Origin of the sequence: Rummeliibacillus suwonensis, assembly GCF_007896435.1 — a bacterium.
In the GTDB taxonomy this organism is placed as follows: Bacteria; Bacillota; Bacilli; order Bacillales_A; family Planococcaceae; genus Rummeliibacillus; species Rummeliibacillus suwonensis.
This window is the reverse complement of record NZ_VCBL01000001.1, coordinates 445910-471690: the sequence shown is the minus strand read 5'-3', so window position 1 is coordinate 471690 and position 25781 is coordinate 445910. Positions and strand designations below refer to the sequence as shown.

Annotated in this window: 23 protein-coding genes, 2 pseudogenes and 1 riboswitch; of the genes and pseudogenes, 9 read left to right on the top strand and 16 right to left on the bottom strand. The window is 35.4% G+C overall.

Annotated features, from left to right (window positions below; translation table 11 throughout):
• Window positions 1-170 precede the first annotated feature (170 nt).
• Window positions 171-926 carry a cytochrome c biogenesis CcdA family protein gene (locus FEU33_RS02225; protein WP_244950958.1) on the top strand — a complete coding sequence of 252 codons (756 nt, stop codon included), beginning with the start codon at window positions 171-173 and terminating at the stop codon, window positions 924-926.
• A gap of 163 nt (window positions 927-1089) precedes the next feature.
• Here FEU33_RS02225 and FEU33_RS02220 read toward each other — a convergent pair.
• Window positions 1090-1404 (bottom strand): annotated as a pseudogene (locus FEU33_RS02220) (transposase); the annotation flags it as partial.
• A gap of 145 nt (window positions 1405-1549) precedes the next feature.
• Window positions 1550-2206, bottom strand: a pseudogene (gene istB, locus FEU33_RS19465) (IS21-like element helper ATPase IstB); the annotation flags it as partial.
• Window positions 2207-3095: 889 nt separating this feature from the next.
• Here istB and FEU33_RS02205 point away from each other — a divergent pair.
• On the top strand, window positions 3096-3311 hold the full coding sequence (locus FEU33_RS02205) for a hypothetical protein (RefSeq protein ID WP_146547821.1): 216 nt from the start codon (window positions 3096-3098) through the stop codon (window positions 3309-3311).
• A 165-nt stretch (window positions 3312-3476) separates the two neighbouring features.
• Here the strand turns inward: FEU33_RS02205 and FEU33_RS02200 are convergent, their stop codons facing one another.
• Window positions 3477-3863, bottom strand: coding sequence for a hypothetical protein (locus FEU33_RS02200; RefSeq protein WP_146547820.1), 387 nt, complete (start codon window positions 3861-3863; stop codon window positions 3477-3479).
• A gap of 862 nt (window positions 3864-4725) precedes the next feature.
• Here FEU33_RS02200 and FEU33_RS19055 point away from each other — a divergent pair.
• Together FEU33_RS19055 and FEU33_RS19350 are read left to right on the top strand one after the other, a co-directional pair.
• Window positions 4726-5016: a hypothetical protein gene (locus FEU33_RS19055; RefSeq protein WP_312753568.1), complete on the top strand. Its 291-nt coding sequence runs from the start codon at window positions 4726-4728 to the stop codon at window positions 5014-5016.
• A gap of 145 nt (window positions 5017-5161) precedes the next feature.
• Window positions 5162-5260, top strand: a complete 99-nt coding sequence (locus tag FEU33_RS19350; protein ID WP_342355266.1) for an IS3 family transposase — start codon at window positions 5162-5164, stop codon at window positions 5258-5260.
• A 147-nt stretch (window positions 5261-5407) separates the two neighbouring features.
• Here FEU33_RS19350 and FEU33_RS02190 read toward each other — a convergent pair whose 3' ends face one another.
• The 9 genes from FEU33_RS02190 to FEU33_RS02145 all read right to left on the bottom strand — a co-directional run bounded on the left by FEU33_RS02190 (window position 5408) and on the right by FEU33_RS02145 (window position 15599).
• A complete protein-coding gene (locus FEU33_RS02190; protein WP_146547819.1) occupies window positions 5408-6532 on the bottom strand; it encodes an IS4 family transposase in 1125 nt (374 codons plus the stop codon).
• A gap of 376 nt (window positions 6533-6908) precedes the next feature.
• Window positions 6909-7484: a YdcF family protein gene (locus FEU33_RS02185; protein ID WP_244950957.1), complete on the bottom strand. Its 576-nt coding sequence runs from the start codon at window positions 7482-7484 to the stop codon at window positions 6909-6911.
• Between the two features lie 703 nt (window positions 7485-8187).
• On the bottom strand, window positions 8188-9888 hold the full coding sequence (locus FEU33_RS02180; protein ID WP_146547818.1) for a methyl-accepting chemotaxis protein: 1701 nt from the start codon (window positions 9886-9888) through the stop codon (window positions 8188-8190).
• Window positions 9889-10363: 475 nt separating this feature from the next.
• Window positions 10364-11077 carry a YebC/PmpR family DNA-binding transcriptional regulator gene (locus FEU33_RS02175; RefSeq protein ID WP_146547817.1) on the bottom strand — a complete coding sequence of 238 codons (714 nt, stop codon included), beginning with the start codon at window positions 11075-11077 and terminating at the stop codon, window positions 10364-10366.
• A gap of 344 nt (window positions 11078-11421) precedes the next feature.
• Window positions 11422-11895, bottom strand: a complete 474-nt coding sequence (locus tag FEU33_RS02170; protein ID WP_146547816.1) for a low molecular weight protein-tyrosine-phosphatase — start codon at window positions 11893-11895, stop codon at window positions 11422-11424.
• Between the two features lie 28 nt (window positions 11896-11923).
• Window positions 11924-12463: a signal peptidase I gene (gene lepB / locus FEU33_RS02165; RefSeq protein ID WP_146547815.1), complete on the bottom strand. Its 540-nt coding sequence runs from the start codon at window positions 12461-12463 to the stop codon at window positions 11924-11926.
• Window positions 12464-12884: 421 nt separating this feature from the next.
• Window positions 12885-13172, bottom strand: a complete 288-nt coding sequence (locus tag FEU33_RS02160) for a helix-turn-helix domain-containing protein (protein ID WP_146547814.1) — start codon at window positions 13170-13172, stop codon at window positions 12885-12887.
• A gap of 366 nt (window positions 13173-13538) precedes the next feature.
• The gene (locus tag FEU33_RS19050; protein WP_243881324.1) at window positions 13539-13844 is read right to left on the bottom strand and encodes a lysophospholipid acyltransferase family protein; all 306 of its coding nucleotides are present in this window, start codon (window positions 13842-13844) and stop codon (window positions 13539-13541) included.
• A gap of 873 nt (window positions 13845-14717) precedes the next feature.
• Window positions 14718-15599: a DUF7662 domain-containing protein gene (locus tag FEU33_RS02145; RefSeq protein WP_146547812.1), complete on the bottom strand. Its 882-nt coding sequence runs from the start codon at window positions 15597-15599 to the stop codon at window positions 14718-14720.
• Window positions 15600-15814: 215 nt separating this feature from the next.
• Here FEU33_RS02145 and FEU33_RS02140 point away from each other — a divergent pair, with 215 nt between their 5' ends.
• Window positions 15815-16291 carry a VanZ family protein gene (locus FEU33_RS02140; RefSeq protein WP_146547811.1) on the top strand — a complete coding sequence of 159 codons (477 nt, stop codon included), beginning with the start codon at window positions 15815-15817 and terminating at the stop codon, window positions 16289-16291.
• A 111-nt stretch (window positions 16292-16402) separates the two neighbouring features.
• Here FEU33_RS02140 and FEU33_RS02135 read toward each other — a convergent pair whose 3' ends face one another.
• The 3 genes from FEU33_RS02135 to FEU33_RS02125 form a co-directional block, all read right to left on the bottom strand.
• Window positions 16403-17263: a putative RNA methyltransferase gene (locus FEU33_RS02135; protein ID WP_146547810.1), complete on the bottom strand. Its 861-nt coding sequence runs from the start codon at window positions 17261-17263 to the stop codon at window positions 16403-16405.
• A 121-nt stretch (window positions 17264-17384) separates the two neighbouring features.
• Window positions 17385-18752, bottom strand: coding sequence for an MATE family efflux transporter (locus FEU33_RS02130; protein WP_146547809.1), 1368 nt, complete (start codon window positions 18750-18752; stop codon window positions 17385-17387).
• Window positions 18753-19062: 310 nt separating this feature from the next.
• Window positions 19063-19992, bottom strand: coding sequence for a 1,4-dihydroxy-2-naphthoate polyprenyltransferase (locus FEU33_RS02125; RefSeq protein WP_146547808.1), 930 nt, complete (start codon window positions 19990-19992; stop codon window positions 19063-19065).
• A 230-nt stretch (window positions 19993-20222) separates the two neighbouring features.
• Between FEU33_RS02125 and asnB the strand changes: the two genes are divergently transcribed.
• The 4 genes from asnB (at window position 20223) to FEU33_RS02105 (ending at window position 23715) form a co-directional block, all read left to right on the top strand.
• Window positions 20223-22061 (top strand): asparagine synthase (glutamine-hydrolyzing), encoded by a 1839-nt coding sequence (gene asnB, locus FEU33_RS02120; protein WP_146547807.1) that lies wholly within the window; start codon window positions 20223-20225, stop codon window positions 22059-22061.
• Window positions 22062-22278: 217 nt separating this feature from the next.
• A riboswitch (guanidine-I (ykkC/yxkD leader) is annotated at window positions 22279-22377 on the top strand.
• A 52-nt stretch (window positions 22378-22429) separates the two neighbouring features.
• The gene (locus FEU33_RS02115) at window positions 22430-22768 is read left to right on the top strand and encodes a DMT family transporter (RefSeq protein WP_146547806.1); all 339 of its coding nucleotides are present in this window, start codon (window positions 22430-22432) and stop codon (window positions 22766-22768) included.
• Entirely contained in the window at window positions 22768-23082 is a 315-nt protein-coding gene (locus FEU33_RS02110; protein ID WP_146547805.1) for a DMT family transporter, read from the top strand. Before FEU33_RS02115 ends, FEU33_RS02110 begins: the two co-directional genes overlap by 1 nt.
• A 195-nt stretch (window positions 23083-23277) precedes the next feature.
• Entirely contained in the window at window positions 23278-23715 is a 438-nt protein-coding gene (locus FEU33_RS02105) for a GNAT family N-acetyltransferase (RefSeq protein ID WP_146547804.1), read from the top strand.
• Window positions 23716-24022: 307 nt separating this feature from the next.
• Here FEU33_RS02105 and FEU33_RS02100 read toward each other — a convergent pair whose 3' ends face one another.
• Window positions 24023-24895: a DMT family transporter gene (locus FEU33_RS02100; protein ID WP_146547803.1), complete on the bottom strand. Its 873-nt coding sequence runs from the start codon at window positions 24893-24895 to the stop codon at window positions 24023-24025.
• Window positions 24896-25781 lie beyond the last annotated feature (886 nt).

Genomic DNA, 25781 nt, shown 5'->3' with positions numbered 1-25781 from the left:
TCTTAGAGATGCGATCTGAAAACAGCCAGGTACAAAACATCTCTCAGTCATCTCCCTATTGAGATGCTTTTTTTATTCCTTGAATAACACAATATTGCCTTTATTTACACATTATCACTCTTCTATCAAAATGATTTAAATGTATAATGGAAAGGGAAGGAGGAATTAGCTTGGAAAATGTTTCAATATGGCTTGCTTTTGCAGGTGGGTTATTAGCGTTTTTTTCCCCTTGTTGTTTACCATTATATCCATCATTTATATCTTATATTTCAGGTGTTACAGTTGGGGAATTAAAAAATCAACGAAATTCTATAGATATTCGCAAAATTGTTCTTTTGCATTCAGTCTATTTTTCAATTGGATTTACAATAATATATTTTGCAATGGGATTTTCTGCAAGCTTTATCGGAAAGATATTTATCGAATATCACGATTTAATAAAAATGCTTGGTGGGATTTTCTTGGTAACAATGGGATTGTTTTTATTAGAAATTTTTCAGCCGACCTTTTTAATGAAAGAGCATCGTTTCAATCTTGGAAAAAGAAAAATAGGATTTATTAATTCTGTAATTGTAGGAATGGTCTTTGGTGCTGGCTGGACCCCTTGTGTAGGGCCAATTTTTGGGGCAATTATTTATACAAATATAATGTACCCTACACAAACTTTATTTAACATAACAGCATATTCATTAGGATTCTGTATTCCCTTTATAATAATGGCATTTTTCATTAGTAAAACCAAAATAATATTAAAATATTCTTCATTATTTATGAAAATTGGTGGAGTTTTAATGATTATGATTGGTATAATGGTTTTTTTTGATAAAATGATATACATTAATATTTGGGCTTCCGAGATGCAAAATTTTTTTAAAAACTTATTTATCCTGAATTATTCACAGCCACACAATAAGTTGTGGAATTAGTAAGAAAATTAGTTATTTTCCCCGTCTTAAGTTTATAAAGTGCTTATTTGCTTTCCAAAGATACGATTTTCCAATTTTTGCGTAAAAAAGTGCTGTTTTTGGGCGGACTACTCCCTTGAATTAGCCTACGTTTTTTAAGATGGAGTTAGAGAAATTGAAGTGATTATTCTATCTGTAGGTTTTGAATGTTACTGAGTACCTGCCAAAAGAATTTCTGGTACACAAAACTAGAGGCCATCTTAAAATAAAGAGATCTTCCTGATTGGACTAATTTACTCGCGACTTTAATAATCCGCGTGCGAATCGTCTCAATTTGCATATTCCTTTGTGCTTTTGGAAAAGTGAGGGTTCGCATCCAATTGGTCAAGTTATAAGCAAGAAGACTTACCATCATTTTGACTTCATTTACTTGGAAAGAGTGGTTATTCATTTGATCCAATTTGGAGCCATTCTTGGCTTCTTTAATATAGTTTTCCATCTATTTCATGCATAAATGATAAGCCCCTAAAGCTGATGAATCAGCTTTAGGGGCTTATTTATAAAACTCTATAAATAATTCAGGTTAATAATTAAATTAATGATAAAGGTGTAAGCATCAAGTAATTTTGAACACTTTTTGCTCATTAATTTTGAACACTTTTGTTTTCAAACATACTTTCACGATGTTTCATTCGATAACTGTCATCATTCGTATGAATCACACTTCTACTCGATGAGCAATCTGTCTAAAATGGCTGTTGAAATGCCTTCATCTCCTAATAATTCACCCCATTGATATGGGCTTTTATTGGACGTTAAAAATCAAACTCTGCTCATAAAGATGATTAATGAGATGAAAAAATAAGTTTGCTTCTCTTTGATTCATGGCTATGTACGTTTAATCATCTATAATGACCAAATCAGAATATCTGATTCGATTCATTTGTACTTGTCATTTACAGGTAAATTCACTTGTCTTTAATGGGTTTATTAATCTCCCATTGTCACAAATGTTACTTGAAACCCTTTTTGAATCGCTTCGATGCCCAACCCAATCGCCATGTGTGTCTTACCGATACTTGGCGGTCCCAATAAGATTAAATTAAATAACTGTTCTAGCCAATTCATCTCTTTCAATTGATCCAATTGACAACGGCTTATAGAAGTTTGATCTGACAAATTGAATTCCTTCATTGTTTTGCAATAGGGGAACTTAGCCCATTTCATACGTTTTTTGATATCTTTTCCTCGCGCTTTTTCAACTCAAACTGAACCATTTCTTGAACGAATTCTCTATATGTTATAAAACTTCATCAATAAATGCTGCTTAATCCATTGTGGTCATATGGCCAGTTGATCTCGCTTATATCGAGGGTATTCTTCCAGGATATTATGAATGTAAGTAGTCACTAATTCTGTATTTTTAAATTGACGAATTACGGTCTTTTTATAGGCTTGAATACCTTTTGAACGGTCCCGCCAATGATTTCGATTTTTAATTAACTTTCCTTTTCCCAATCCCAAACGGTGTCTCGCTAAAACTTCACCATCAGAATTTCTTTTAATCACCAGAAATGGTGGATGTTTTTATCTGTATGGATTTCAATTGCTACTCGATTCGAACCTTTAAGTCTATAGGTGCCAAGTGGAACTGAGTAGCGATTCGATTTATACTTGACTGTGTGTCCTTATTGACCGTTCCTGTCGTGATCGTTTGAATGATACGCCTCTCTATATCAGGAAAGGACGCAATTTCTGTACCATGCATGGAATCGAGTAATCACTGCACAGGGACGATGGTCAGTTGGTTGATGGATATTAGAAAGCACCTCATTTTGATGGATAGATTTATCTTACTGGGAAACGCTGGAGATTTATTGTGTTGTTAAATACGGACTTACTATTTAGCAAATAAAAGTTTAACTTAACAATTACTTTATGTAAGAAATATGAAGTTCCAGCTCATCAAACAATTTTGTGTTGAATTTATCGATATTAAAGGTTTGGTTTGAACTATTCCAGGGTAAAAAGTCTAAAGTTTATATATAATGGAATATTTGAAATAAAAGTATTAGAATGAAGATAAAAGAAGTTGATGAAGATAGTATAGAGGTTCTGTATAAACAAAGAAGACGATCAAAACAGATGATTCAAAATTCAAAGGAGAAATAAAACTCTTAAGGATTGAGAATGGATACTAAAAAATTCTATGCTTGCCCTCATTCAAGAACCAAATCATATCTACAACAACAAGCATCTAAAGGTTTATTTTCAATTAGACAATATTTGATATCGAACGGAAAAAGAGCAAAAGTCCATTTTAATTTTTTCGTACTCATCTATGATGCATCCAAACTGGTAGCCGATCGGATCCAATTACAGTTAAATCAACAACAAAACGCATAATTTTTGTTTTTTTACAAACATCAAAACTCTGCAGGTTTTTGTATTTTTAAAAAGAGCAATTATTAAATTGATTTAATTATCTTAATATTTTGAAAAGTAACCAATAAAACTGTAGACAAGGTTCAATATAAGCCCTTGTCTACAAAATAAAAAAGTATTCAATTATTATTTAGAACTTATAGCAGCACTTGGAACATAACAACCTGTTTTTTGATTATCACGGGAACCACAATATAATCTTAAAGAATATTCTCCTGGACCAGCTCCTGAAACAACTTTATCATAAACCCCAGGCCCTACTTTACCGGTAACATACATATCTCCGTTTTTAAAAATGGCAAATTGTATATTAGTATCCCATACATTTATATAATAACTTAATTTTTCACCAGATTTTACAGTAATCCTAGATGTAGTATTAGTTTTATCACCACGGTTTAACCAGGTAACAGAGCTTCCTTTTGCAGTAGCAGTAGATTTAGAAGTAACTAAGTCAAAGATGGTAAAACTTAAAAGAAAAGCTAAAAAAATAATCGTGAATTTTTTTCTCATATTTTCCCTCCTAGAATATTTTTTATTAATAATTACAAATACTAGTATAATATATGGTTCATTTATATTCAATATATTTAATTAAAAATATTCTAAATATTTATATTATTTTAAATTTACAAATGAGTAATCTAACTACATCGGCTTTGGCTCTTGTCCTTCTGTCTATACAATGGGGGAGGTGAAGAAAATCATCAGAAATTTATTACTAACCAATTCAATGAAGATAGAAACGATATTTTTAATATTGAAGAATGAGTTTAGTTCACATTTGAGTGCACATAAGCATAAGAGATTTCAGCTTTAAATAACGGCTTTAGTCGTGTAAATTTGCGTAAAAATATGCCCATTTTAGAAAGTTGATGGTAAAGTCTGTATTCAAACAACGCATATAAATCTCCAGTACTCCAAGTATGATCAATCGAAGGAGGCGCCTTGTATGTCAGCAAGCAAATTGACCATCGTCGTCTTTGTAACATTTGATTCAATCCCTGAACAATCACATTATTCATAAGTTTTCGCACAACCAAGCTGTACTATTAACATCCATGGGGCAGAAATTTCCTTCTTAAATGGTTCATAAGATCCTATTATCCAAGTAATCATGAGGGAGTTGAACAAGTGATGAAGCAGGTTTTATACGTGTGAAAAAATATCTACATCATCTGTAGGAAGAACAACATGCAAAAGGGATTTATGGTCTCGCTACACTTATTGAAAAGCTTTCCATGAAGTTAGATCAGCATTAGTTCAAAATCAGATTCCTGTTGAATAAACTCGCCTAAAAGCTTTCGATCGACGTGGTTATAAAAGGGACTCTCGTTCCATTAAAATTACACTCGAACAGAACTTCCAATATATCATGAGCCGCAAAAAAATCCAGCGAGTTATGCGGAAGTATGGAATTGTCTATTCTCACCGCAGACCAAATCCGAATAAACAAATGGCAAAAGCAAAGAAGGAACTTCGTGTTGTCCCCAATCAATTAAAGCGTGAATTTAAACAAGGTATCCTTTGGAAAGTGCTTTTAACAGATACTTGTTTTCTATATAACGGAAATAATATGGTTTATTTGTCGTCCATAAAAGATGCCTCTACCAACAAAGTTTTGGCTTACCATTTCTCCTATCGAATCACATTAGAAAACGATTGAAAATTTAGTCCGCAATTAGGTAGATCAATTCATGCCACGCCATGGAAACTGTTGGGACAATGCACCACAGGAATCCTTTTTCGGTCATTTTAAAGATGAGGTAAACTTTGATTCAGTAAAAACACTCGATGAACTCTAAGCGAAAATTCATCATTACATCGTCTATTACAACAATTATCGTTACCAATGGAATCTAAAAAAGATGGCACCTGTACAATACAGAAACCATCTCTTTGTTACTTAATCTCACTAGCTATGCATAAATTTTAACTGAATTTTCTGTTTTCTTAATTTCTCGTTCTAGAAGAAAAACGAAGATACTCAAATAAAAGTAGTAAACATCCATTTTTTTACTATAACCTTTGACGAGAGCGACAGGAATAAGGAAGCCTTATGGGATGGCACTTCCTTTGATTTTTCGAATCCAAGTACATGCTAGTTTCCAAGGGGCTGCCTTTAGCCAACGACTGATTTGTAAGTAGGTTCGTGAACTATTCGTGTTGAGCTGAGCTAGTACGTTTAAACAGTAGACGATCATTGCGATGTACACTTGATGATGAACCCCTTGTTCGCTGTGACTGTAAAACTTTTTGATATTCAGATGTTGTTTCATCCATTTAAAAAACAATTCGATAGCCCAACGTGATTTGTACCATTCAGCCAGTTCGTCTGCCCTTAAGTCAAATCGATTGGTGATTAAATGTAACTTGTTGCCTTTCGAATCCAATACTTTGATGAGCCGAAAGGCATTCTCCGCACGATTTTGTGTGGTTCCCATTAGAATCATTTCATCGGACAATACCGTTGAATCTTCAGGTAGCTTAAGTGTTTCTAGCACACGTGTGACAGCGTTTTTTCGTAAGCGTGAGACAAAGTAATAACCTTCATCTGTCATACGATCGAATCGTTCATAATCCAGATAACCACGTTCAAACACGTACATGCACTCTTTGTCATCGACCAGTACTTCAAGCTGGCCTCGATCATGTTCTTTTGCATTTGTGAGCACCGCTTTATCTGGATAGGAACAGCCTTTTTCTAAGAAAACGAGACGTAAATGAAGCTTGATGCCTGATTTTGTTTTCCGGAACTCAGCCCATTTATGATGGTTCAAGTTCAGCGGCAACGTACTCGAGTCAATGATTTTGAGCGGTGTCGTTGTTTTTCTGCGCTGTTCCAAGTTGGTTTTCTGATGAATTTGCGCAACTAAGTCTAGAAATACTTGTTGGAAAACATCTGTTGGTACTTGGTTTAATCGGCGTCCTAACTGCGAAAAGCTAATCGATTCTAAATCTGTCGCTTTTTGTAGATCGTTCGAAAATAACGCATCACTGACAGCACGTAGACTTTCCGTTTCATGGAGTTGCGCGAATACCAATAATTTCAAGAAAGAATCGATATGTAGCTTCTTTGTATAGTAATTTAATCGATAGGTTCTCACCAATTCTTCAAGTTTTGTGGAGGAAATGGGTGAGAGCCATTGTTCAAATGATGTTTTTCGTGTAAACTTATCCATGTGATTATCCTTTATTTTGGATTTGGATGGTTTACTACCACCCAACCATTATAAAGGATTTTTTTATTCATGGAATATATTACAGAAAATTCAGTTTTAATCAGGGCGTTGAGTTATTTTAATGCGACGCTAGTGACTTAATCTCTTTTCTTAATTTGTCCTTGACATGTAGGTACCACTTTAGTGCGTACCATGAGGGTGCGCTTATTTTTTTAAATTTCGGACTTACACTAAATACTCTTGAATGACTCGCTTTCTTAACTCACTTGAATATTTAACCAATATAATAATCCCTAAATTAGACTTTATTTGCCCAACTTAAGGGGTTCAGATCAGGTCGAGTTGTACTTTTTGGATATCTGTAAATACTTTTTGGTTATTTTCCTGTAATAGCTGATTTCAAAAGGGCAAAGCGCTCTCGAAATCTAACTTTTCTTTCTATACTTTTGGGAGTTTTAGCTGGAACGACATCACATTTTATATGAAGTCCTTCTGCAAGCATTTTAGCACGTGCCAGATGATAATCGCTTGATACAATGGTTAATCCTTCTAAATCGTTTCCAACTATTCTTTTAGCGTTTAATAGATTTTCGTAAGTAGACGTTGACTGATCCTCAATGACGATTTTCGATTCTGGAAAGCCTCGATCTATCAAATACTTTTTCATAACGGAAGCTTCTGTTGCATCTTCATCAGCGCCTTGACCGCCTGAAACAATAAGATTCACATTTGGGTACTGCCTAGCATAAGTTAAGGCCGCGTCTAAACGAAATGCCAATGCCTTTGATGGTATTGCCCCTCTTTTTACTTTTGCACCTAATACTATAACATATTTATATTTTCCATTTGCTCTGGGTTGTTCACCATCTTTTAACCATTTGCTCGTCATGCCCCAAAAGAATATCACTGGTATGCTAATAATTAGTAAGATGAACATTGTCTTTTTTCTCACCTCAGTATCACCTACTTACAGACTATTATTTATGTTACTTCAATAATAACAAAATCTACACTTTTTAAATAGAAGCATATTTTTCTGTTACCTTATAAGATAGTGAAACTCCATTAGTGGGGGTCTTCTTCAACCCACACTGAACTAGAGGAACTCAGGTTAAAAGCGCCACGTCCTGTGGCAACACCTGAGTGACCAACATCTTGTTGGCCCGAACAAACGGGCTTTTACGGGCAGTTGATCCCCCATCTATCTTTCTCGTTTCTCTCTATATCTTGAGATGGGGTCTTACCCCGTTAAAGCGGGATAAATTGTGTAAGCCGGCTCATCTCCCTATTATTTCTAAAATTTTGATGCATAGACCCTTCTAATGCAGAATTAAAAATATTATCAGACGTGTTGATTATCCAATTTAATCCATAAAAATAGGGAGATTCGTTGATTTCCGCTCCAGCTTGCTCGCTTTCCTGCGGGCGAATGCTGAGCCTCCTCGCTACGCTGCGGGGTCTCATCTATTCGCTTTTCCCGCGGGAGTCGAGCAAGCCTCCGCTCCAATCTTTATAAATGGTCCTGAAAATACAGGGTTTTTCAAAAATCGCACCAAGCAATTCCTAATTTTTGTAAAATCAACACACATGAAATATTATGTATTGAAAAGACCGCTGAAGCACGGCTATTGCTCAGCGGTATTTTCGTTACTTAGTCACTTCAATTGGTAGCTATTTACAATCCCCATAAGATCTTCTGCCGTTTGTGCAAGCTCATCTGCGCTCTTCGATACTTCATGCATTGAATTATTTGATTGATCAACAGATGCTGAGATTTCTTGAATACCTGCCGCTGATTCCTCTGATAATGCAGCTGATTCTTCAATCAACTTCGTCATTTGCTCGCTATCAACTAAAACTCTATTAAGACTACTAGAAATATTTTCGATATTCGCATTTACTTGGGCGAAAGAGTCATTAATAACTTTAAATGTTTCACCCGTTTTTTTAATCTTAACAGTACCTTTTTCTACCTCTTCATAACCCTTTACCAATGATTCTACGACAGATCCCGTTTCTTGTTGAATACTACTTACAATGCCTGTAATATCTGAAACAGAATTGGACACCTGTTCTGCTAATTTACGTACTTCATCTGCAACAACCGCAAAACCTTTACCATGTTCACCTGCACGTGCTGCCTCGATAGCCGCATTTAATGCTAATAGATTCGTTTGATCTGAGATTTCTTTGATAACCAAAACAAGATTAGAAATTTCTTTTGATTGATCATATAAATGGTGGACATTATCTACAGAACTTTTTACGATTGTATCAATAGTTGTCATCTGATCAATAGAGGAATCCATAAGTTCACGTCCCTTTTGGGTCACTACTAATGCTTTCATGGAATTCTCTTTTATTTCCTGCCCACTATGGTTGACTTCTTCAATTTGGCTAGTAAATTGTTCCATCTGATTGGATATCGTCACAGAATTACTTGCTTGTGACTCAGCGCTTTTTGCTAATTCAATCATGGTCGTTGCAATTTGGTCAGAACCCTCCGTTACTTCATTGGCAGATTGATCCAATTCCTCACTATGTGCGCTTAGTGTCTCTGCATTGGAATGAACTTTTTTCATTAGAAAACTTAACTTATCTAGTACATCATTTGATGATTTCATTAATCTTGATGTTTCATCTTTTAATTTCGTCGTTAGAGGTTCCACTGTTAAATTACCATTAGCAATTTCAGCTAATTGTTTCATCACTCGGTTAATCGGTTTAATAATCGTATTGGCCGTAAACAATGAGATAAAAGCACAAACAGCCAACACGATTAAGGAAACTACTAGTATTACATGTAATAATTTTTTACCTGTTTCCATGACAGCTGTACTATTATCTAATGCTTGTGTTTCACGTTGATTTGCGACTTTTTCATATTCTTTCATCAAATCACGAGCAAGGGTTTGAGCTTCACCATTTAATAATGTTGTAGCTTTTTCGTGCTCCCCTGCATCATAAGCAGGAAAGACATCATTGACAATAATCTCCTCCCATTGTTTACTTTTTTCTACTAATTCTTTTGCTTTTTCAGAATCCGTTTTTGCTAATAGGTCATCTGCAATAACTTGACTTTCTTTTGTATAATCCGTGAAGTCATCTTTATAACTTTGTTCTCCCGTTAAAAGATAGCCTCGCGCTAATGCAATGCGTTCAGCAATATTAAATGACATTTTTTCATCGCCCACTAATAGTGGTATATCTTTTTTCGCCAATTTGTTCATGCTCGAATTTACACTGTTCATAGCAAAAATATTATAAAGTGCTAGACAAATGTTTAATAGAAGTACTACAGCAAATCCAAACAATATCTTTGTTTTTAAAGATTTAAAATTAAAAAATATTTTCACTCAAAATCTCCCCCAGCTTATGTAAATAGTCACTATCAAAAATAATATTAGTTCTTTTTTATCATTCTTGTATAGTATTATGTTACTATACAGAATATCTTTGCACAACAAAAATCACATAAATAGTGTCCAACACTTTACAATTTCGTGAAAAGTCAATAATACAACAGCTATTCAAAAAAAAATCCAGTGGAATCTATACCACTAGATTTTTAATCATTTTATCAGGCGTGTTAGTTATCTGCTTTTACCCGTTGTTCGCTCATTTCCATGGCTTGCACGACTATGTGGACACCACGACTTGAACTTGAGCCCCCTTAGCTAAGCTGCGGGGCTCAAGTTTTCACTTTTTTCGCGGGTTTATTCGCTCTCTCCAAGACTTTTTAGAATTGCTCCGAATTTACCATCATTTTTCCAACTAACATGCTTGTCATTTTATATTATTTTAAGATTTTGTTAAGTAGATCATTTTTCTTTACATTTCTACATTATGGTATACTTGTTGAACATCTTCCAAATCTTCTAGAAGGTCGATTAAGCGTTCGAATTTTTCGAGGTCTTCACCTTCAAGTTGTACTTCTGTTTGTGGAAGCATTGTCAATTCTGCAACATTGAATTCTGTAATCCCTTGTTCTTTTAATGCTTCTTGTACAGCATTGAATTGAGCTGGTTCAGCATAAATAATCGTTGAGTCGCCTTCTTCGAAAACATCCCGAACATCGACATCCGCTTCGATCAACGTTTCTAAAATTTCTTCCGCAGATTTACCTTCTAAAGCAAAGACAGCAGTCGCATCGAACATATAGGCAACCGAACCACTGACACCCATGTTACCGCCATTTTTACCAAATGTCGCACGCACATCTGCTGCTGTACGGTTTACGTTATTGGTTAAAGCATCGACAATAATCATAGATCCATTGGGGCCAAAACCTTCATAACGTAATTCATCATAATTTTCTTCACCGCCGCCTTTTGCTTTTTCGATTGCACGGTCAATAATATGTTTTGGTACACTATATGTTTTTGCACGTTCTAAAACAACTTTTAATGTGCCATTAGATTCTGGATCTGGTTCACCTTGTTTAGCAGCTACATAAATTTCACGGCCAAATTTGGCATAGATACGTGCTGTACCTTGGTCTTTTGCAGCCTTTTTCTCTTTAATATTATTCCATTTACGTCCCATTGGATTCACTCTCTTTCAAAATAATATATATATAATTTACGAGTGGGCAGCCCCACATAGTATAGGACAATAATTCACTGTTGTATTATACACTATAATCCTCATAATTTGTATATTTGGATAAAGTGAAACTTCACCCAGTGGGGGTTTCTTGATCCCCACTGAAATAGAGGAACTCAGGTTAAAAGCGCCACGTCCTGTGGCAACACCTGAGTGACCAACATCTTGCCCGCCCGAACCAATCGGGTTTTTACAGGCAGTTGTTCCTCCATCGATCTTTATTACTCAAATCTTGAATAGGAGGGATTACTGACTGTTTATTCAGTATAAAAAAAGAAGCCCCCTTATGAGTGACTTCCTCCATCTTCTCTAATTTTTTGCAACAAGGCTTTACAACCTTCTACACATAGCTGATATGTTTCTTCAAAATCACCTGTAAAATAAGGATCTGGTACATCTTTAGGATCTTTTAGTAGATCAAGTAATCGAAATACCTTTGAACTCTCAGGCTGTCCTAACATTGGTAATGCATTTTCTATGTTGCTATTATCCATACATACAATATAGTCAAAGCGATCATAGTCTTCTAATCTTAGCTGTCGGCTATACATACCTTCAGTAGAAATATTATGTTCAGCAAGCTTCTGAACGGTTCCTTGGTGCGGCCCATCTCCTATATGCCAGTCACCTGTACCCGCCGAATCGATATCAAATCGATCTTCTATTTCCAGTTCTTGTACAAGGCCTCGAAATATGGCCTCAGCCATCGGGGAGCGACAAATATTTCCTAAGCAAACAAATAATATACCTATTTTCATAATAAAGCTCCTCTAAAATCTACTAATATTAAAATTGAATTGGATAAAATTGAAATTTCACTTCTCCTGTAATCGCTGTTTTTTTGATAAAACCGTATTCGCGGCTATCACTACTATTTTGACGATTGTCGCCTAATACAAAATAAGAATCTTTCGGAACCTTGGATTCACCAGTTACTTCTTTCAGTGTGAAATCTTCCGTGAAATGATCGCCCATTTCTTGGTACTCTCGAATCCCTTTTTTTAAGTAAGATTCTTTATATTCTTTACCATTAATATAGAGCTTGTCATTTTTCACTTTAACAGTATCTCCTGGTAAACCAATAACACGTTTTATATAATGATCATCTTCTACAGGAGATTGAAAAACGATTATATCAAAACGGTCAATGTGGCTTGTCTTACTAATAATAATCTTATTATTATTTTCGTATGTTGGCTCCATTGATTCACCTTTTACTGTTACTGGTGAAAACAGGAACTGTCTACATAAAACTGCAATAACTACTGCAATTAAAATAGGCCATACCCATGATAAAATTTCCTTGCTTAGATTTCTTTTTTCCATTTTATATCACCCTCTAATTTGTGGCTTTACTTTCATAGCTATTCAATATTATGCCACCCTTAGATAAATTCTGTCATTGAATAATGATCAAAAATATAAAAAACTGTACTACCACTCTCTAATTTTAACATATGGCAAAGTAAAACTTCCATTTATGTGAATATTTCCTCATCTATTTCAAAGTGAGTGACTTGTTGATAGTTGTGCGAGGTCAAGTGAAACTTCATTTATTGGGATCTTCTTTTCTTCATCTACATTGTTCATTCGTTAAGCCACTCGGATTTTTATGATCCGTTTCACCACACTCTTCCTCTGCTTTTTACTTGAATCTTGAGGTGAAGAATATACTGTCTGGCAAAAAAGAAACCATCTATTAGGTCAAATATGACTTAATAGACAGTTTCTTCGGAATTTTTTACAACTACGTATCCTGCTGTTCTTTCAGAGTTTCTAAATGCTTTTCTGTGATACCTAAAACTTCATACACCTTTTGTAGAGTAGTTTCTCTGACTTTACTGTCACCACGTTCAATGCGGCTGATCGTTTTTTGCGTGACATTCGCTCGCTCTGCTAATTCTGATTGTGTTAGTCCTACCGACATACGTTGTTTAAAAATGATTTGACTTCGCTTTTCTGCCATCACTTCTAAAGGAGTTTTCTCCCGCTCAACATTATTATCTTCCTGTTCAAATAAACCTACAGAAACCATCTAACCACTCCTTAAAAGAAATTGTGTTCTACAGTATTCTTTGATTGCGTTACTTTTCAAGATTGCCGAACTTAGAAGAAATAATATTGACATAAGATACACCATCTAGTTCTCAAGATCGAAATGCTCTTTTCGTAAAATCTTTTCTTCTAGTTTCTCTTTTAAAGTAACTAACTGCTCTTCCAAGTAATGTGTAAATTTCTCTCTGCCTCTTCCTCTTGCTGTAACATAGAAAGATTTTCCATACAACCCTTTTTACAAGTGAGACCTCTTTTGGGCTATTGGCATCTATTAAACAACTGGGATCTCATAGGTGCTTTTAAAAGCTGAGTGATTGAATAGCACCTTGTTTTAAAGACGTACCTTCTATATTCCTTGTACCACTTGGAAAATCCCTATAACTTTTCCTTCTTGAATCCAATTCATAGGTACTTTCACAACGCTAGGATATGGATTTTCACGATCTACTGGGAAAGCTTTCATCTTTGTTATAAACCGACCTAGTAGTTTATAATCAAAGAGTTGTTTCTTCGTCATGAATTGAATTGGGTTCGGGCAAATAGAAACACCAAGATTCAAAATATTAATCCATCCAGTGTGTGTACAAGCAATTATATAACCACCCTCTGCTGGCATATTTTGCTTATTATCAATCTTTATCTTATTAAACAAACCTAAGAATTTAGTAACAAACCGCCTTACAAATCTATAAAAAATTTTACTCTTAATTTTTAAGAAACATAGCAAACCCTACCTGTCCACTATATTTCTTCCACACCTTTACATCCTATACGCGCCATACTAAATTAATAACCCATTAAATTAGTTGACTTCCATGAATCCATCTCTATTTCCCTTACTTTATATTGTAGTCTAAATTTTCAAAATGTGTACCCAATGCGCAAAATTCATTGAAAATAGTTTGTTTTTTCAAAAATTTTAGGTTAAATAAGTAAAAATGATATAGCATCCAGCAACAAATATTATTGATGCAGCTAATCAACTTGATAGTTGGGCTTCAACTGATTTGAATGGACTTGATCATCAAAATCCCTTCTTTCTAACAGTGATTGATAACCTTGCCTTGATCTCATATTAACGAGCAGCAAGACTCTCACTGTATGAAGGGGTAAAGTGAAGCTTCCATCAGTGGGGTTTTCTTCATCCCCCACAGATGGTTAGTAAACCAATCAGATTTTTCCGGGCGGTTAATCCCCCATCTCTCTTCCCCTTTTCTCTCTAAATCTTGAGATGGGTATCTTACTGCCCATTAAAGGGGGATGAAATTTCATTTTATAAGTTACTGTTAACTATCATTAGCCTCCTTTGTAAGAAAGATCATGAGTGCGATTAAACTAAGAATATTTAGTAAAGTGCCGATAATTAGCAAGATCCATTGCATACTAAGCGGTATATCCTTCGTTACTGCAAATGTGATACTAAGAGAACCTATAGCAATTAAAACCATAAAAAATGGTAGCCCTTTAGCTTTGAACAATCGCCACACCTCTTTCCTTTAGTTAGATGAATTTCCTAAAGAAATCATTATGCATGCAGTGAATGCTGATCAGCAATCGCTTTTGGTAATAAAATAAGTTGGATCGTTCCAAGATACTGTTTATACTTTTTTTCTATAATATTAAAAGTACATGCATCTGATACAAAATAATATTGTATAGTTGCATTCGTTCTACTCAACAAACGGCAATCCTGCAAAAAGATACTTCGTTGACTTGGAGCAAAATCCGAAGATAAAGCTGGTGGAGTAGTTTTTAAAATCGCTGCAATTTTCTCTCCTGTTGATGTCTGCTCTTCAAATATAAAAGTATATTCATCTTGTTGTTTAATATGAGAATGAATGGATTCTAAATGATATTTTTCTAGTAAAAATGCCTGCATTAATTGTGTTGCTAAATAGTTAACATCTTGTTCGATTTTCCCAAAAAGTCGTCTCCATTGGCAAAATACTTCAAATTGAGACACTAAAGATTCCTCCGAAAAATGGCGATAACTATTATTCTTAAAAAATTGTTGAGCAGCATCCATCTTCTGAGTGATTCTATGGAAGGATTCCATTTCTGTGAATGTCGTATCTTCTACTGGTGTTGTTTTTGGAGTAAGTGCTTCTCTCATAACCTTATTCTTTTTTTTCGTCAAAATTTCCTTGGATACTTTTACAAACTCAACACAGCGCCCAAATTGAACAAGATCGACACGAAAACCTGCTTCAATCCACGCAGCTGCCTGTACATAAGTGCCACTTCTTGTATTTCCCCACCATGCCTGATACTTATAAGCAGATTTCGGCAATTTTGCATGTAAAATTTCTTCGATCTCTTCAAATGTGAGTACGATATGTCTTTCTTTTTGCTTTAATAAATATTCATACAGGGGAAAATACTTTCCTTGCAGGGTATATCCAGCCATCTAAATTACTCCTTCATATTTGGAAATTCTAGATTTTTTTATTATAACATAAATTGTTCTAAAAATTCTAAATATTCATTTTATCAAATTATGGCTACTGTTAGAGTAAGTGATTTTGAAAGGAACTAGATGAAATCCCTTTACATAAAGCAATCAAAGACCTCTCTCATCACAAAACTCATGAAAATTTTTATCAAGTATGATATGTTTGATTCATGAAAAAATATATACCACTTCTACTCTTATTGTTGGCTATTTTTATCTCGTCCGGTCAAACGTATGAGCAACAATCAATCGTTCCAACATTGCAACACTATTTTCCAAATGAACCATATAAACCGCTTTTATCTAAATTACATTTTCAATATTATGGGATAAATATGTCTGTAGATTCTAGAGGCTACTATTATTTTTTGGAATTTTTAATACGAAAAGCAACCCATTTCGTTACATTTGGTGCAATAGGAGTGGCACTTTATGTGGCATTTCCTAAATTGAAATATCGAATAGTTACTTCTATATTACTGACATTCGTTTTAGCAACGATCGATGAAACTCACCAATATTTTACGCTAGGTCGTTCAGCTTCCCTTCAAGATGTCTTGCTAGATACTTCAGGCGCTACTACTTTTTTAGTAATTTTTCAATGTATTAGATTGCTCATACAAAAAAGGCCGCAGGATTTCAATTAAATCTTCTGTGGCTTTTTCATGATTCATCATGTATTTATAGAAAAGATACGAATATTGAATGAATATTCAGGTTCCAATCTACAGTTTTTATGTTCCGATCCAGACAATCTATTATGACAATTTTCCCACTAATATATCCAGATCAATCGTTATTTCTTTTACTTTAGTCTGGTCAATATCGGTTGTTTGATGCCATCCCATCGGAGTCATATGCATTAGCATTGGTACAAGATTCTGGGGGATCACAACTTTTTGCGTAATACGCTTTATCGTTACATCGCTAAAGTTTTCTTTAAATCGGTCTACTGTACGGGCATTGGAATAAGACTCTTTATCGGAATCTGCAAAAAATAATTCTCGCAATTGATATAAATAACCACTTTGTGGAACTACCTTTACAACCCAGCCATTTGGCTTCAGAAGCCGCTTAAATTCCGTATAATTTGCTGGTGATAAAATATTTAAAATGGCATCAAAACTGGATTTTTGAAATGGACACTTCGCCAAATCTCCTACACACCAAATCATACCTTCATAATTTCGACTTGCCGCAACAACCCCTTCTTTTGCAATGTCAATTCCTACGGCGACCATTTTTTGATCCATTGTTTTTTCAAATTGTTGTTTAATTTTTGCTAAATGTGATCCTTCCCCACAGCCCGTATCTAAAACTGTCATATCCCGTCCAAATGATTGTAACAATTCTACTACTGTATGATGCAGCTGTGCATAAAGTCCACTTTCAATAATTTGTTTACGAGCTTCGAACAAATCTTTTCCATACATTGATGTTGTTGGATGCGTCATGAAATTGACATACCCTTGTTTGGCAATATCGAATGTATGATGATTTTCACAGGTTACTACACATTGATCAGTTATTTTCATTTTCTCACCGCAAACAGGACAGGCAAAGATGGATTGCTGTTCTGTCATATAATGAGCACTTGCTATTTTTCTTGATAGTCCCATCAAAACACCTCATTTAGACTCATCTTTCATTAGTATACACTGAGCTTCACATATCCTGGTAAATATACTTAACATAGCGTTTACCAAAAGAGTTAATCATTCTATACCTCATACAAATTCTTTAGTTTTTATTGGGTGATACAAGTGCATAGCGTTCCCATTTACGACTCTTCCATCTAAAAAATACCAAAATCGCGCGACACCACTCATCCGCGGCAATCGCAAGCCAAACTCCGACAAGTCCTAGATGTAAGTGGAAAACTAAGAAATAACCAAGTGGTAGGCTCATGCAAATCATTGAAAAGAAACCAATAATTAAAGGATATCTCGCATCACCTGTTGCACGCAAAGTATTGATAATCGTGATATTAAAAGTTCTACCTGTTTCCAATAAAATACTTAGCAGCAATACAGAGGCCCCTATTTGAATGACTTCTGGATTATCGGTAAATAGCCGCATTAATGGGTAGCGGAAAATCATCACGAATGCAACCATCACAAGCGTAAACGTAATGGCCCATTTGACACTACTCCATAGTTGCTGATAAGCATCATCTTTGCGATTAGCACCAACATATCGCCCCACAATAATCGCTGTTCCAGAACCAATCGCTACAGCAAATAAATAGGTAAACATGGAAATATTGAAAGCATATTGTCTTGCTGCTAAAGCTTCAGAACCTAAAAAAGTAACATAAAACATAAATACGATTTGGCATCCTTGATACATGACTTGCTCAAAGGCTGAAGGTATGCCGATTGCCAATATCTTTTTTATATATTCCTTTGGCAAGGCTAAATAATATTTAAAATAGATACGAAATTCCAATGCTTGATACAGAAGCCAGAAAAATATCACAAGGGCAATGGCGCGGCTAATAACGGAAGAAATGGCAGCCCCCTGCACACCCAACTCTGGAAAACCCCATTTACCAAAGATCAAAATATAGTTACCTGTAATATGTAATACATTCATCGCAACAGATACATACATGGTTTGTCTCGTCCAGCCATGTACACGCACAATAGCCGCTGCTGCATTGATCAATGCTTGTAAGAAGATCCCTCCACCAATAATGACTAAATACTTATCTGCATAATTCAATACATCACCATGCAAATTCATTGCCATCATCATTTGCTTTGAGAAAAATACAAAAAGCATACTTAAAACAAATCCAATAACAAGATTCATCGTAATAGCAACAGCCGTAATTTTAGGAACTTCTTCATATCTTCTAGAGCCTAAATATTGTGCCACAACAATCGAAGCACCATTACCGATTACTTCTAATATTAATATCGTGATTTGAATAAATTGATTGGCCGCACCTACACCCGCTACTGCATCATCTGCCAAAGCGCTCAACATAAAAGTATCAGCTAGACCCATCAACATAAATAGAAATACTTCTAAAAAAATTGGCCATGTTAAATGGAATAAGCTTAATTTTTCTTTAGCATGGTATTCCTTCGTTACTTGTCCCATATCATCGCCCATCTTTCTTTTTCATATTTTGAAACAAAATGTATCGTATCACATCATGCTCTACGATGCTATCGAATATGAAAAAAATCCGCCGATTTTCCGACGAATTTAAATAGATGCAAATATAAAGTAAATCTTTCACACAATGGGGTTTTTTCTTCCTCCTCATTGTGTGTTAGTAGAATCCATCAGGCTTTTACAGGCACAGGCAGTTCATCCCTCACTTATTCTCTACTCCTGGCTTGCATCTTGAAATGAGGTCTTACTGCCCGTTAATACGAAACAAAACTTCTCAACAACTTTTAAGCTTTTATGCAAAAAAGTAACTTAAAATCAACCCTACTGAAGAAAGTAAACCATAAAATGTGTTCGTCATGGCTGTAGATTTCATGGCTAGTCCAAGTTTTATAGGTTCCTTTTCTCCCTCTTTAAAACTTTTGATGGCTGTTATCGGTTTTGGAACGCTGACAAACACTACCAATAACCATGGACTTACAACACCTGTAGCAATCAAAACGATCATCCATGCATATGCGATGATAAAAGAAAGCCCTAAAACATGAATCGCTTTGTTCCTTCCCAGAAGGATTGCCAATGTTTTTCTACCACCAATTGTATCTTCTTGAATATCTCGAATATTGTTAGACATATTAATGCCGCCAACCAAAATCCCTACAGGAATGGAGACAAGGAAACTGGTCATATTTATATTCCCTGTTTGTATAAAATAAGATATTAATATAAAGGCAACACCCATGCTAAGTCCTGCAAATAGTTCACCAAATGGTGTATATGCAATTGGATATGGCCCACCTGTATATAAATAGCCAATTGCCATACCTGCAACACCAATAGCCACGAGCCACCAGCTACTACTCATACAAATATAAACGCCTAAAGCAACAGCAATTGCATATAATAATATAGCAAAATTTAATATCGTTTGAGGTTTTGTGCCATGACGTACTAATGCACCGCCAATCCCCACAGATTCAGCTGTATCTAAACCACGTTTAAAATCGTAGTATTCGTTAAATAAGTTTGTAGCAATTTGGAGACATAGACAGCATACAAGCATCGCGGTAAATAATAACCAATTGATCTCGACATCGAACATAGCCAAAACTGTTCCCAAAATGACTGGTGAAAATGTTGCTGTCAATGTATGTGGTCGTGTCAATTGCCACATAAGCTTTGCTTTACTAATCTCCTCTATTTGCTGATTACGATCGTTACTCATCATTTACTTCCTTTCAATCTTTATATACAACGACTATTCTATCTTAACTGATTTTTTTCATCCATGCCAAAAATGCTTCTTTAACGACGAACTCCGCTGATTGAAATTTTACACTGGCATCGAACCACTACTATATTTTCATAAATTTTTTGAAACCTGATTTGATTTATGCTCCTTTTTCATCGTCTTTACATATAATGCAGAATGAAAATGAATAAGGATGTGAACATATGTGTGGAATTACAGGTTGGTGTAATTTGAAAGAAGACCTAACAACGCAATTATCATTATTACATACAATGACAAATACACTACAAAAAAGAGGACCGGATGCAGATGGAATTTGGTGTGATGGTCCTATCGCTTTTGGGCATCAACGTTTAGCCATCATCGACCTTGAGGGCGGCAAACAACCGATGACTTATGAAAAAGAAGGCCATCATTATACGATTACGTATAACGGAGAGCTGTACAATACAGATGACTTACGAAAAGAATTACAACAAAAAGGGTATCACTTTCATACAACTTCTGATACCGAAGTTTTGCTCGTTTCCTATATCGAATGGCGCGAACAATGTGTCGACAAAATCAATGGTATTTTCGCCTTTGGCATTTGGGATTCTACAGAAAACAGTCTAATCCTAGTACGTGATCGACTTGGCGTAAAACCTTTATATTATTGTGAGGTGCAAAACCAGTTATTGTTTGCTTCAGAAATAAAAGCATTGCTTGCCCATCCTGATATCCCCGCAACTGTTGGCTATGAAGGATTAGCTGAACTATTCGGTTTAGGTCCTTCCCATACACCTGGCAAAACGATCTACAAACATATCCAAGAACTTCGCCCAGGACATTTTCTAAAATACGACGTAAACGGTCTAAAAATACGTCGCTACTGGAATGTGACCAGTAAAGCACATGAAGATTCTTTCAATGATACAGTCCAAAAAGTTCGAAATTACGTTATTGACGCCGTAGAACGACAACTCGTATCGGATGTACCTGTTTGCACATTTTTGTCTGGTGGACTTGATTCAAGTATTATTACAGCTATTGCTGCAAATAAATTCAAAGGAACTGACAAATCTCCTCTTCACACGTTTTCGATTAACTACGAGGGCAATGCTCAATTCTTCAAGGCAAATGATTTCCAACGATCAGATGATACTTTCTGGATCCAGAAAATGTCTGAAACCTTCCAGACTATACACCATTCAGAAATCATCCCACAAGAAACTCTTATAAACGAGTTGACAGAAGCTGTTTATGCCAAAGATATGCCTGGTATGGCCGATATTGATTCTTCTCTATTATGGTTTAGTAAACAGATTAAAAAGAATTTCAAAGTCGGCTTATCTGGTGAATGTGCGGATGAAATTTTTGGTGGCTATCCTTGGTTTTTTGCGAAAGAAACAGAAGGATTCCCGTGGATGCGCTCTACAAAAGAAAGGATCCATCTATTAAGACCTGAATGGCGACAAAAGTTGGAGATTGAAGATTATGTGCAACAGGCTTATGAAGTAGCCATAAAAGAAACTCCTACTTTAGAAGATGAGTCACCTGCTGATGCAAAGAGAAGAGAATTATTTTACCTCAATATGACTTGGTTCATGCCGACATTGCTCGACCGTAAAGATCGCACTACAATGAGGGCTGGTCTTGAAGTACGAGTGCCTTTTGCCGATCATCATCTTGTCGAATATGTGTGGAATATTCCCTGGGAAATCAAAAATTGCGGAAATATGGAGAAAGGTGTTCTACGCAAAGCAATGGAAGATGTATTGCCGAAAGAAGTACTATACCGCAAGAAGAATCCATATCCTAAAACGCATAACCCTGCCTATGCAGAAGGGGTCGGAAAATGGCTCTCTTCGATTTTGGAAAATAAGAACTCCATACTTCTTGAGCTTTTTGACAAAAAACAACTACAGGCGCTTATTGAATCAGGTGGTTCATCCTTTACAGCACCATGGTTTGGTCAATTAATGACCGGTCCGCAGCTGCTTGCCTATTTAATCCAAACTCATATTTGGTTTGAAAAATACAATATCAATGTGGTCCATTGATAAAATGAACTTACTTACTGGGAAATTTTCTCCATCTTCCATTTGAATATTCGTTGAATGGAATTGGGCTTTACAAGACATTGTTCTCTTCTTTATTCGCTGTGCTTGTTATGAAGGACTTGATGTGCGGGCTTACTGCTTGTTCATAAAGGATGAAGCATACTCCAATAGTTGAAACCTGTTATTCATTTTGTTAAGATAAAGTCAACTTAATAGCAACTATGATTTCTAGGGTTCCGCAAGTATAGCTTGGTCAGGTCCAAGAGAAATCACATAGCTACATGCTATGCCACGGAAGGATAAAAGCCTAGGAGATCACTGTCTATCAGTAATCTCCTAGTTTTTTTATGTCGAAAGGGTGATGTAATATGAAAAAACACTGGTCGATTGTTTTATTGGCGGTAGTATTTGAGATTTTATGGGTTATAGGGTTAAAGCATTCTCACAATCTTTTGGCTTGGAGTGCAACGATTCTAGCTTTATGCTTAACCTTCTATCTCTTATTGCTAGCAAATCGTTTTTTACCTGTTGGTACTGTTTATACTGTTTTCACTGGACTTGGTACTGCTGGGACTGTTATCGTGGGGATTTTCTTTTTCAATGAATCTATAAGTATTGTTAAAGTCTTGCTACTGATACTTTTACTAGTGGGTGTTATGGGATTAAAAACGGTCACTTCAAAAAAACAAAAAGAAGGTGAGGCATAATGGCTTGGCTAGCAATTATTCTCGCTGGTTTTTGTGAAGTATTTGGTGTGGCTATGATGAACCGTTGGCAAGAGAAGAGATCTATCTCTACTATTGTTTTTTTAGTCATCAGCTTTGGTTTCAGTCTCATCCTATTGTCTTATGCAATGAATACCATTCCTATGGGAACCGCATATGCCGTCTGGACAGGCATCGGTGCCTCTGGCGGCGCACTCATTGGTATGTTCTTTTTTGGTGAATCGAAGGATTGGAAACGGATTGTATTTATCACCATGATCTTGATCGCTACTATAGGTTTAAAAATTACTTCATAATACAAAATTCAAATAAAATTGGATAATCAATACCTTGATAAGAATATTTCATTTTATACAAATATGATAGCTGAAAGTATGATAGCTGAAAGCCTCTATTATTCTACTTTTAAAATTTTTCATATATAATATGCAACAAGTGCTTTTTTCAAAAGATAACCTAAGCATCCAAATGAATAAGAGAGGAAGAAATTCATGAACGTATTCGAAATTACAACACAGGAAGATTTACAAAGAGAATTCGACATTCGTATAAAAGTTTTCGTGGAAGAACAAAAAGTTCCCAAAGAAGAAGAAATTGATTCCTACGATCATCTTGGTGGAGAATGCTATCACTTCCTAGTCACAACAGATGAAGATCAAGCAATTGGGACAGGTAGAGTCCGATTAGTAGATGGTATCGGCAAACTACAACGTGTAGCTGTACTAGAAGAATATCGTTCACACGGCATTGGTCGCATTATCATACAAGCCTTAGAAGATAAAGCGAAAGAACTTGGTGCTTCCAAAGTAAAACTAGATGGTCAAATACAAGCACAAGGTTTTTATGAAAAATTGGGCTATGAAGTCAAATCTGGTGTCTTCCTAGATGCAGGTATCGAACATGTATTAATGGTAAAATCAGTTAAATAATAAAGTGAAACTCCATCAGTGGGGGTTTTCTTCATCCCCCACTGAAGCAAAGGAACTCAGGTTAAAAGCGCCACGTCCTGTGGCAACACCTGAGTGACCAACATCCTGTTGGCCCGAACCAATCGGACTTTTACGGGCAGTTGTTCCCCCATCTATCTTTTTCGTTTCTCTCTAAATCTTGAGATGGGGGTCTTACTGCCCGTTAAAGCGGGATAAAGATTAAAAACAGTTGGATGAAAAAAATCATTTTCCCCAGCTGTTTTTATCGAATGATCTATAGAGTCCAAAACTTTTGCATATATCATACTTATTCTCTTAAAGATTTATTTGGCTTCACTAAAGTATAAATAATCCCTCCAAATATAAGGAAAATCCCAAGTGTTTGCCATACAGTTGGCCTAAAATCTAAAACAACAATATCAAGTAAAATGGCAACGACCGGATCTACAAACACTAATGCCGAAACAACAATCGTCGGTAAATGACGCAAACTATCAAAAAATAAATAATACACAAAACCGGTATGTACCAATCCTGTTCCAAGAATATAAAACCAATTCCATCCAGTCAATCCATGGAACACACCAAAATTCATAATCGGGAACAACATCACAATCCCAACAATTGTCTGTATAAAAGTCATAGCATATGCACTTAACTGCGTGATACCTTTTCCAACAAACATCGTCATCGCATAACAAATCGCTGAAAATATCGCCCATATAAAACCCGAATTAAACAAAACAGTCAGTGACGCAAACTGCTTCATGCCAATTATAAAAACGCTCCCCACAAAACAAATAACTACCGCAATAATCGCACCAATCGACATTTTTTCTTTTAAAAAAAGGCTTCCTAAAATCAGTACAAAAATGGGGGCTAGATTATAAATAGAAATAGCCACTGAAATGGACATTTCTTCAAAGGCTTTAAATAAAAACACCCAATTCAAAACAAGAAAAACACCACAAATCATGGTTTGGAAAACTTCTCTACGAGACCATTTTTCTACTTTATAATTACCAGTGAAAAACCACATCCCCCCAAGAAATAGTGTTGCACAAATACAACGCACGAAAACCAACTCTTCTGAAGGAATCCCTGTATTCACTGTAAAAAATCCAATAGATCCAAAAATGGCCATCGCGAGTGTCATTTTCAACATCGCTGATACATTCAATCTCAAATTCCTCTCTAATAACACCTTATTTCTTGATTTCTAGATGATAACATTTTTCTACCAACCTCTAAAAAAGTGCAAAACTCATAAGTGAAGATTTTTAGGAAATATCTTGTTATCATTGATCTATAGAATAACCCATTCAGCTTATACAAAACCGGTTACTTTTTTACTGCTCCACATATTATTTTATTCTGGATCAATTACGGATCCAGATTTTTTCGAGCTTGCGAGGGAAATCCTCTTCAAAATTCGTGACACCCGCTGAATGAGGAGAAACAAGCATTCATCTCACCACCTATTGAGGGGGGGTCTTCTGTACCTGCCGCTACGCTTTCTGTACAAAAAACATTGCTGAATCAAGATAAACACAAAAAGTACAGATGCTGATGAAATAGCATCTATACTAGCTATACTAGGCTTTTTCATATAATGATTTATCAAATTAAATGCAACAATTTGCTCACGAAAGCCCCGTGTGCTGTTTTCCATCCAAGGCATTTCCATTACTACCATGTTATCAGAAACACAGGCTTTGTGAAATGTACTTGGATATTCTATTCTTTTTCAGCACATTGTAACAACTAAACTCTTTATCATGGTCTATTATGTCTGTTTCATAGTGTTTTGGTAATTTCATATGAAGAGGGGGGACTGTGCTTCCATTGATCTAGTAGAAGGATCTGGAATAAAAATACCTACACACCAACCCACTATTTTATTTCCATATAAGGAAAATACTGTTTTACTTATTACAAAACAAGTGATATATTCTAGTATGTAATATATTTTTCTATAAATTAATCGCAAACTCTATAACCGTATTTTGAAAAATATAGAGACAAAAGAGCAAACATTTATTTACTTCTATTTTATTTTTATTGAT

What these genes read in the sequence shown, in the direction of transcription:
- lepB (WP_146547815.1), bottom strand. Translation starts at nt 12,463, where the DNA reads ATGGAAAAAAGAAATCTAAGCAAGGAAATTTTATCATGGGTATGGCCT.
- FEU33_RS02140 (WP_146547811.1), top strand. Translation starts at nt 15,815, where the DNA reads ATGAAAAAATATATACCACTTCTACTCTTATTGTTGGCTATTTTTATC.
- asnB (WP_146547807.1), top strand. Translation starts at nt 20,223, where the DNA reads ATGTGTGGAATTACAGGTTGGTGTAATTTGAAAGAAGACCTAACAACG.
- FEU33_RS02175 (WP_146547817.1), bottom strand. Translation starts at nt 11,077, where the DNA reads ATGGGACGTAAATGGAATAATATTAAAGAGAAAAAGGCTGCAAAAGAC.
- FEU33_RS19055 (WP_312753568.1), top strand. Translation starts at nt 4,726, where the DNA reads ATGAGCCGCAAAAAAATCCAGCGAGTTATGCGGAAGTATGGAATTGTC.
- FEU33_RS02135 (WP_146547810.1), bottom strand. Translation starts at nt 17,263, where the DNA reads ATGGGACTATCAAGAAAAATAGCAAGTGCTCATTATATGACAGAACAG.
- FEU33_RS02200 (WP_146547820.1), bottom strand. Translation starts at nt 3,863, where the DNA reads ATGAGAAAAAAATTCACGATTATTTTTTTAGCTTTTCTTTTAAGTTTT.
- FEU33_RS02145 (WP_146547812.1), bottom strand. Translation starts at nt 15,599, where the DNA reads ATGGCTGGATATACCCTGCAAGGAAAGTATTTTCCCCTGTATGAATAT.
- FEU33_RS02205 (WP_146547821.1), top strand. Translation starts at nt 3,096, where the DNA reads ATGGATACTAAAAAATTCTATGCTTGCCCTCATTCAAGAACCAAATCA.
- FEU33_RS02105 (WP_146547804.1), top strand. Translation starts at nt 23,278, where the DNA reads ATGAACGTATTCGAAATTACAACACAGGAAGATTTACAAAGAGAATTC.
- FEU33_RS02170 (WP_146547816.1), bottom strand. Translation starts at nt 11,895, where the DNA reads ATGAAAATAGGTATATTATTTGTTTGCTTAGGAAATATTTGTCGCTCC.
- FEU33_RS02160 (WP_146547814.1), bottom strand. Translation starts at nt 13,172, where the DNA reads ATGGTTTCTGTAGGTTTATTTGAACAGGAAGATAATAATGTTGAGCGG.
- FEU33_RS02125 (WP_146547808.1), bottom strand. Translation starts at nt 19,992, where the DNA reads ATGAGTAACGATCGTAATCAGCAAATAGAGGAGATTAGTAAAGCAAAG.
- FEU33_RS02190 (WP_146547819.1), bottom strand. Translation starts at nt 6,532, where the DNA reads ATGGATAAGTTTACACGAAAAACATCATTTGAACAATGGCTCTCACCC.
- FEU33_RS02110 (WP_146547805.1), top strand. Translation starts at nt 22,768, where the DNA reads ATGGCTTGGCTAGCAATTATTCTCGCTGGTTTTTGTGAAGTATTTGGT.
- FEU33_RS02130 (WP_146547809.1), bottom strand. Translation starts at nt 18,752, where the DNA reads ATGGGACAAGTAACGAAGGAATACCATGCTAAAGAAAAATTAAGCTTA.
- FEU33_RS02115 (WP_146547806.1), top strand. Translation starts at nt 22,430, where the DNA reads ATGAAAAAACACTGGTCGATTGTTTTATTGGCGGTAGTATTTGAGATT.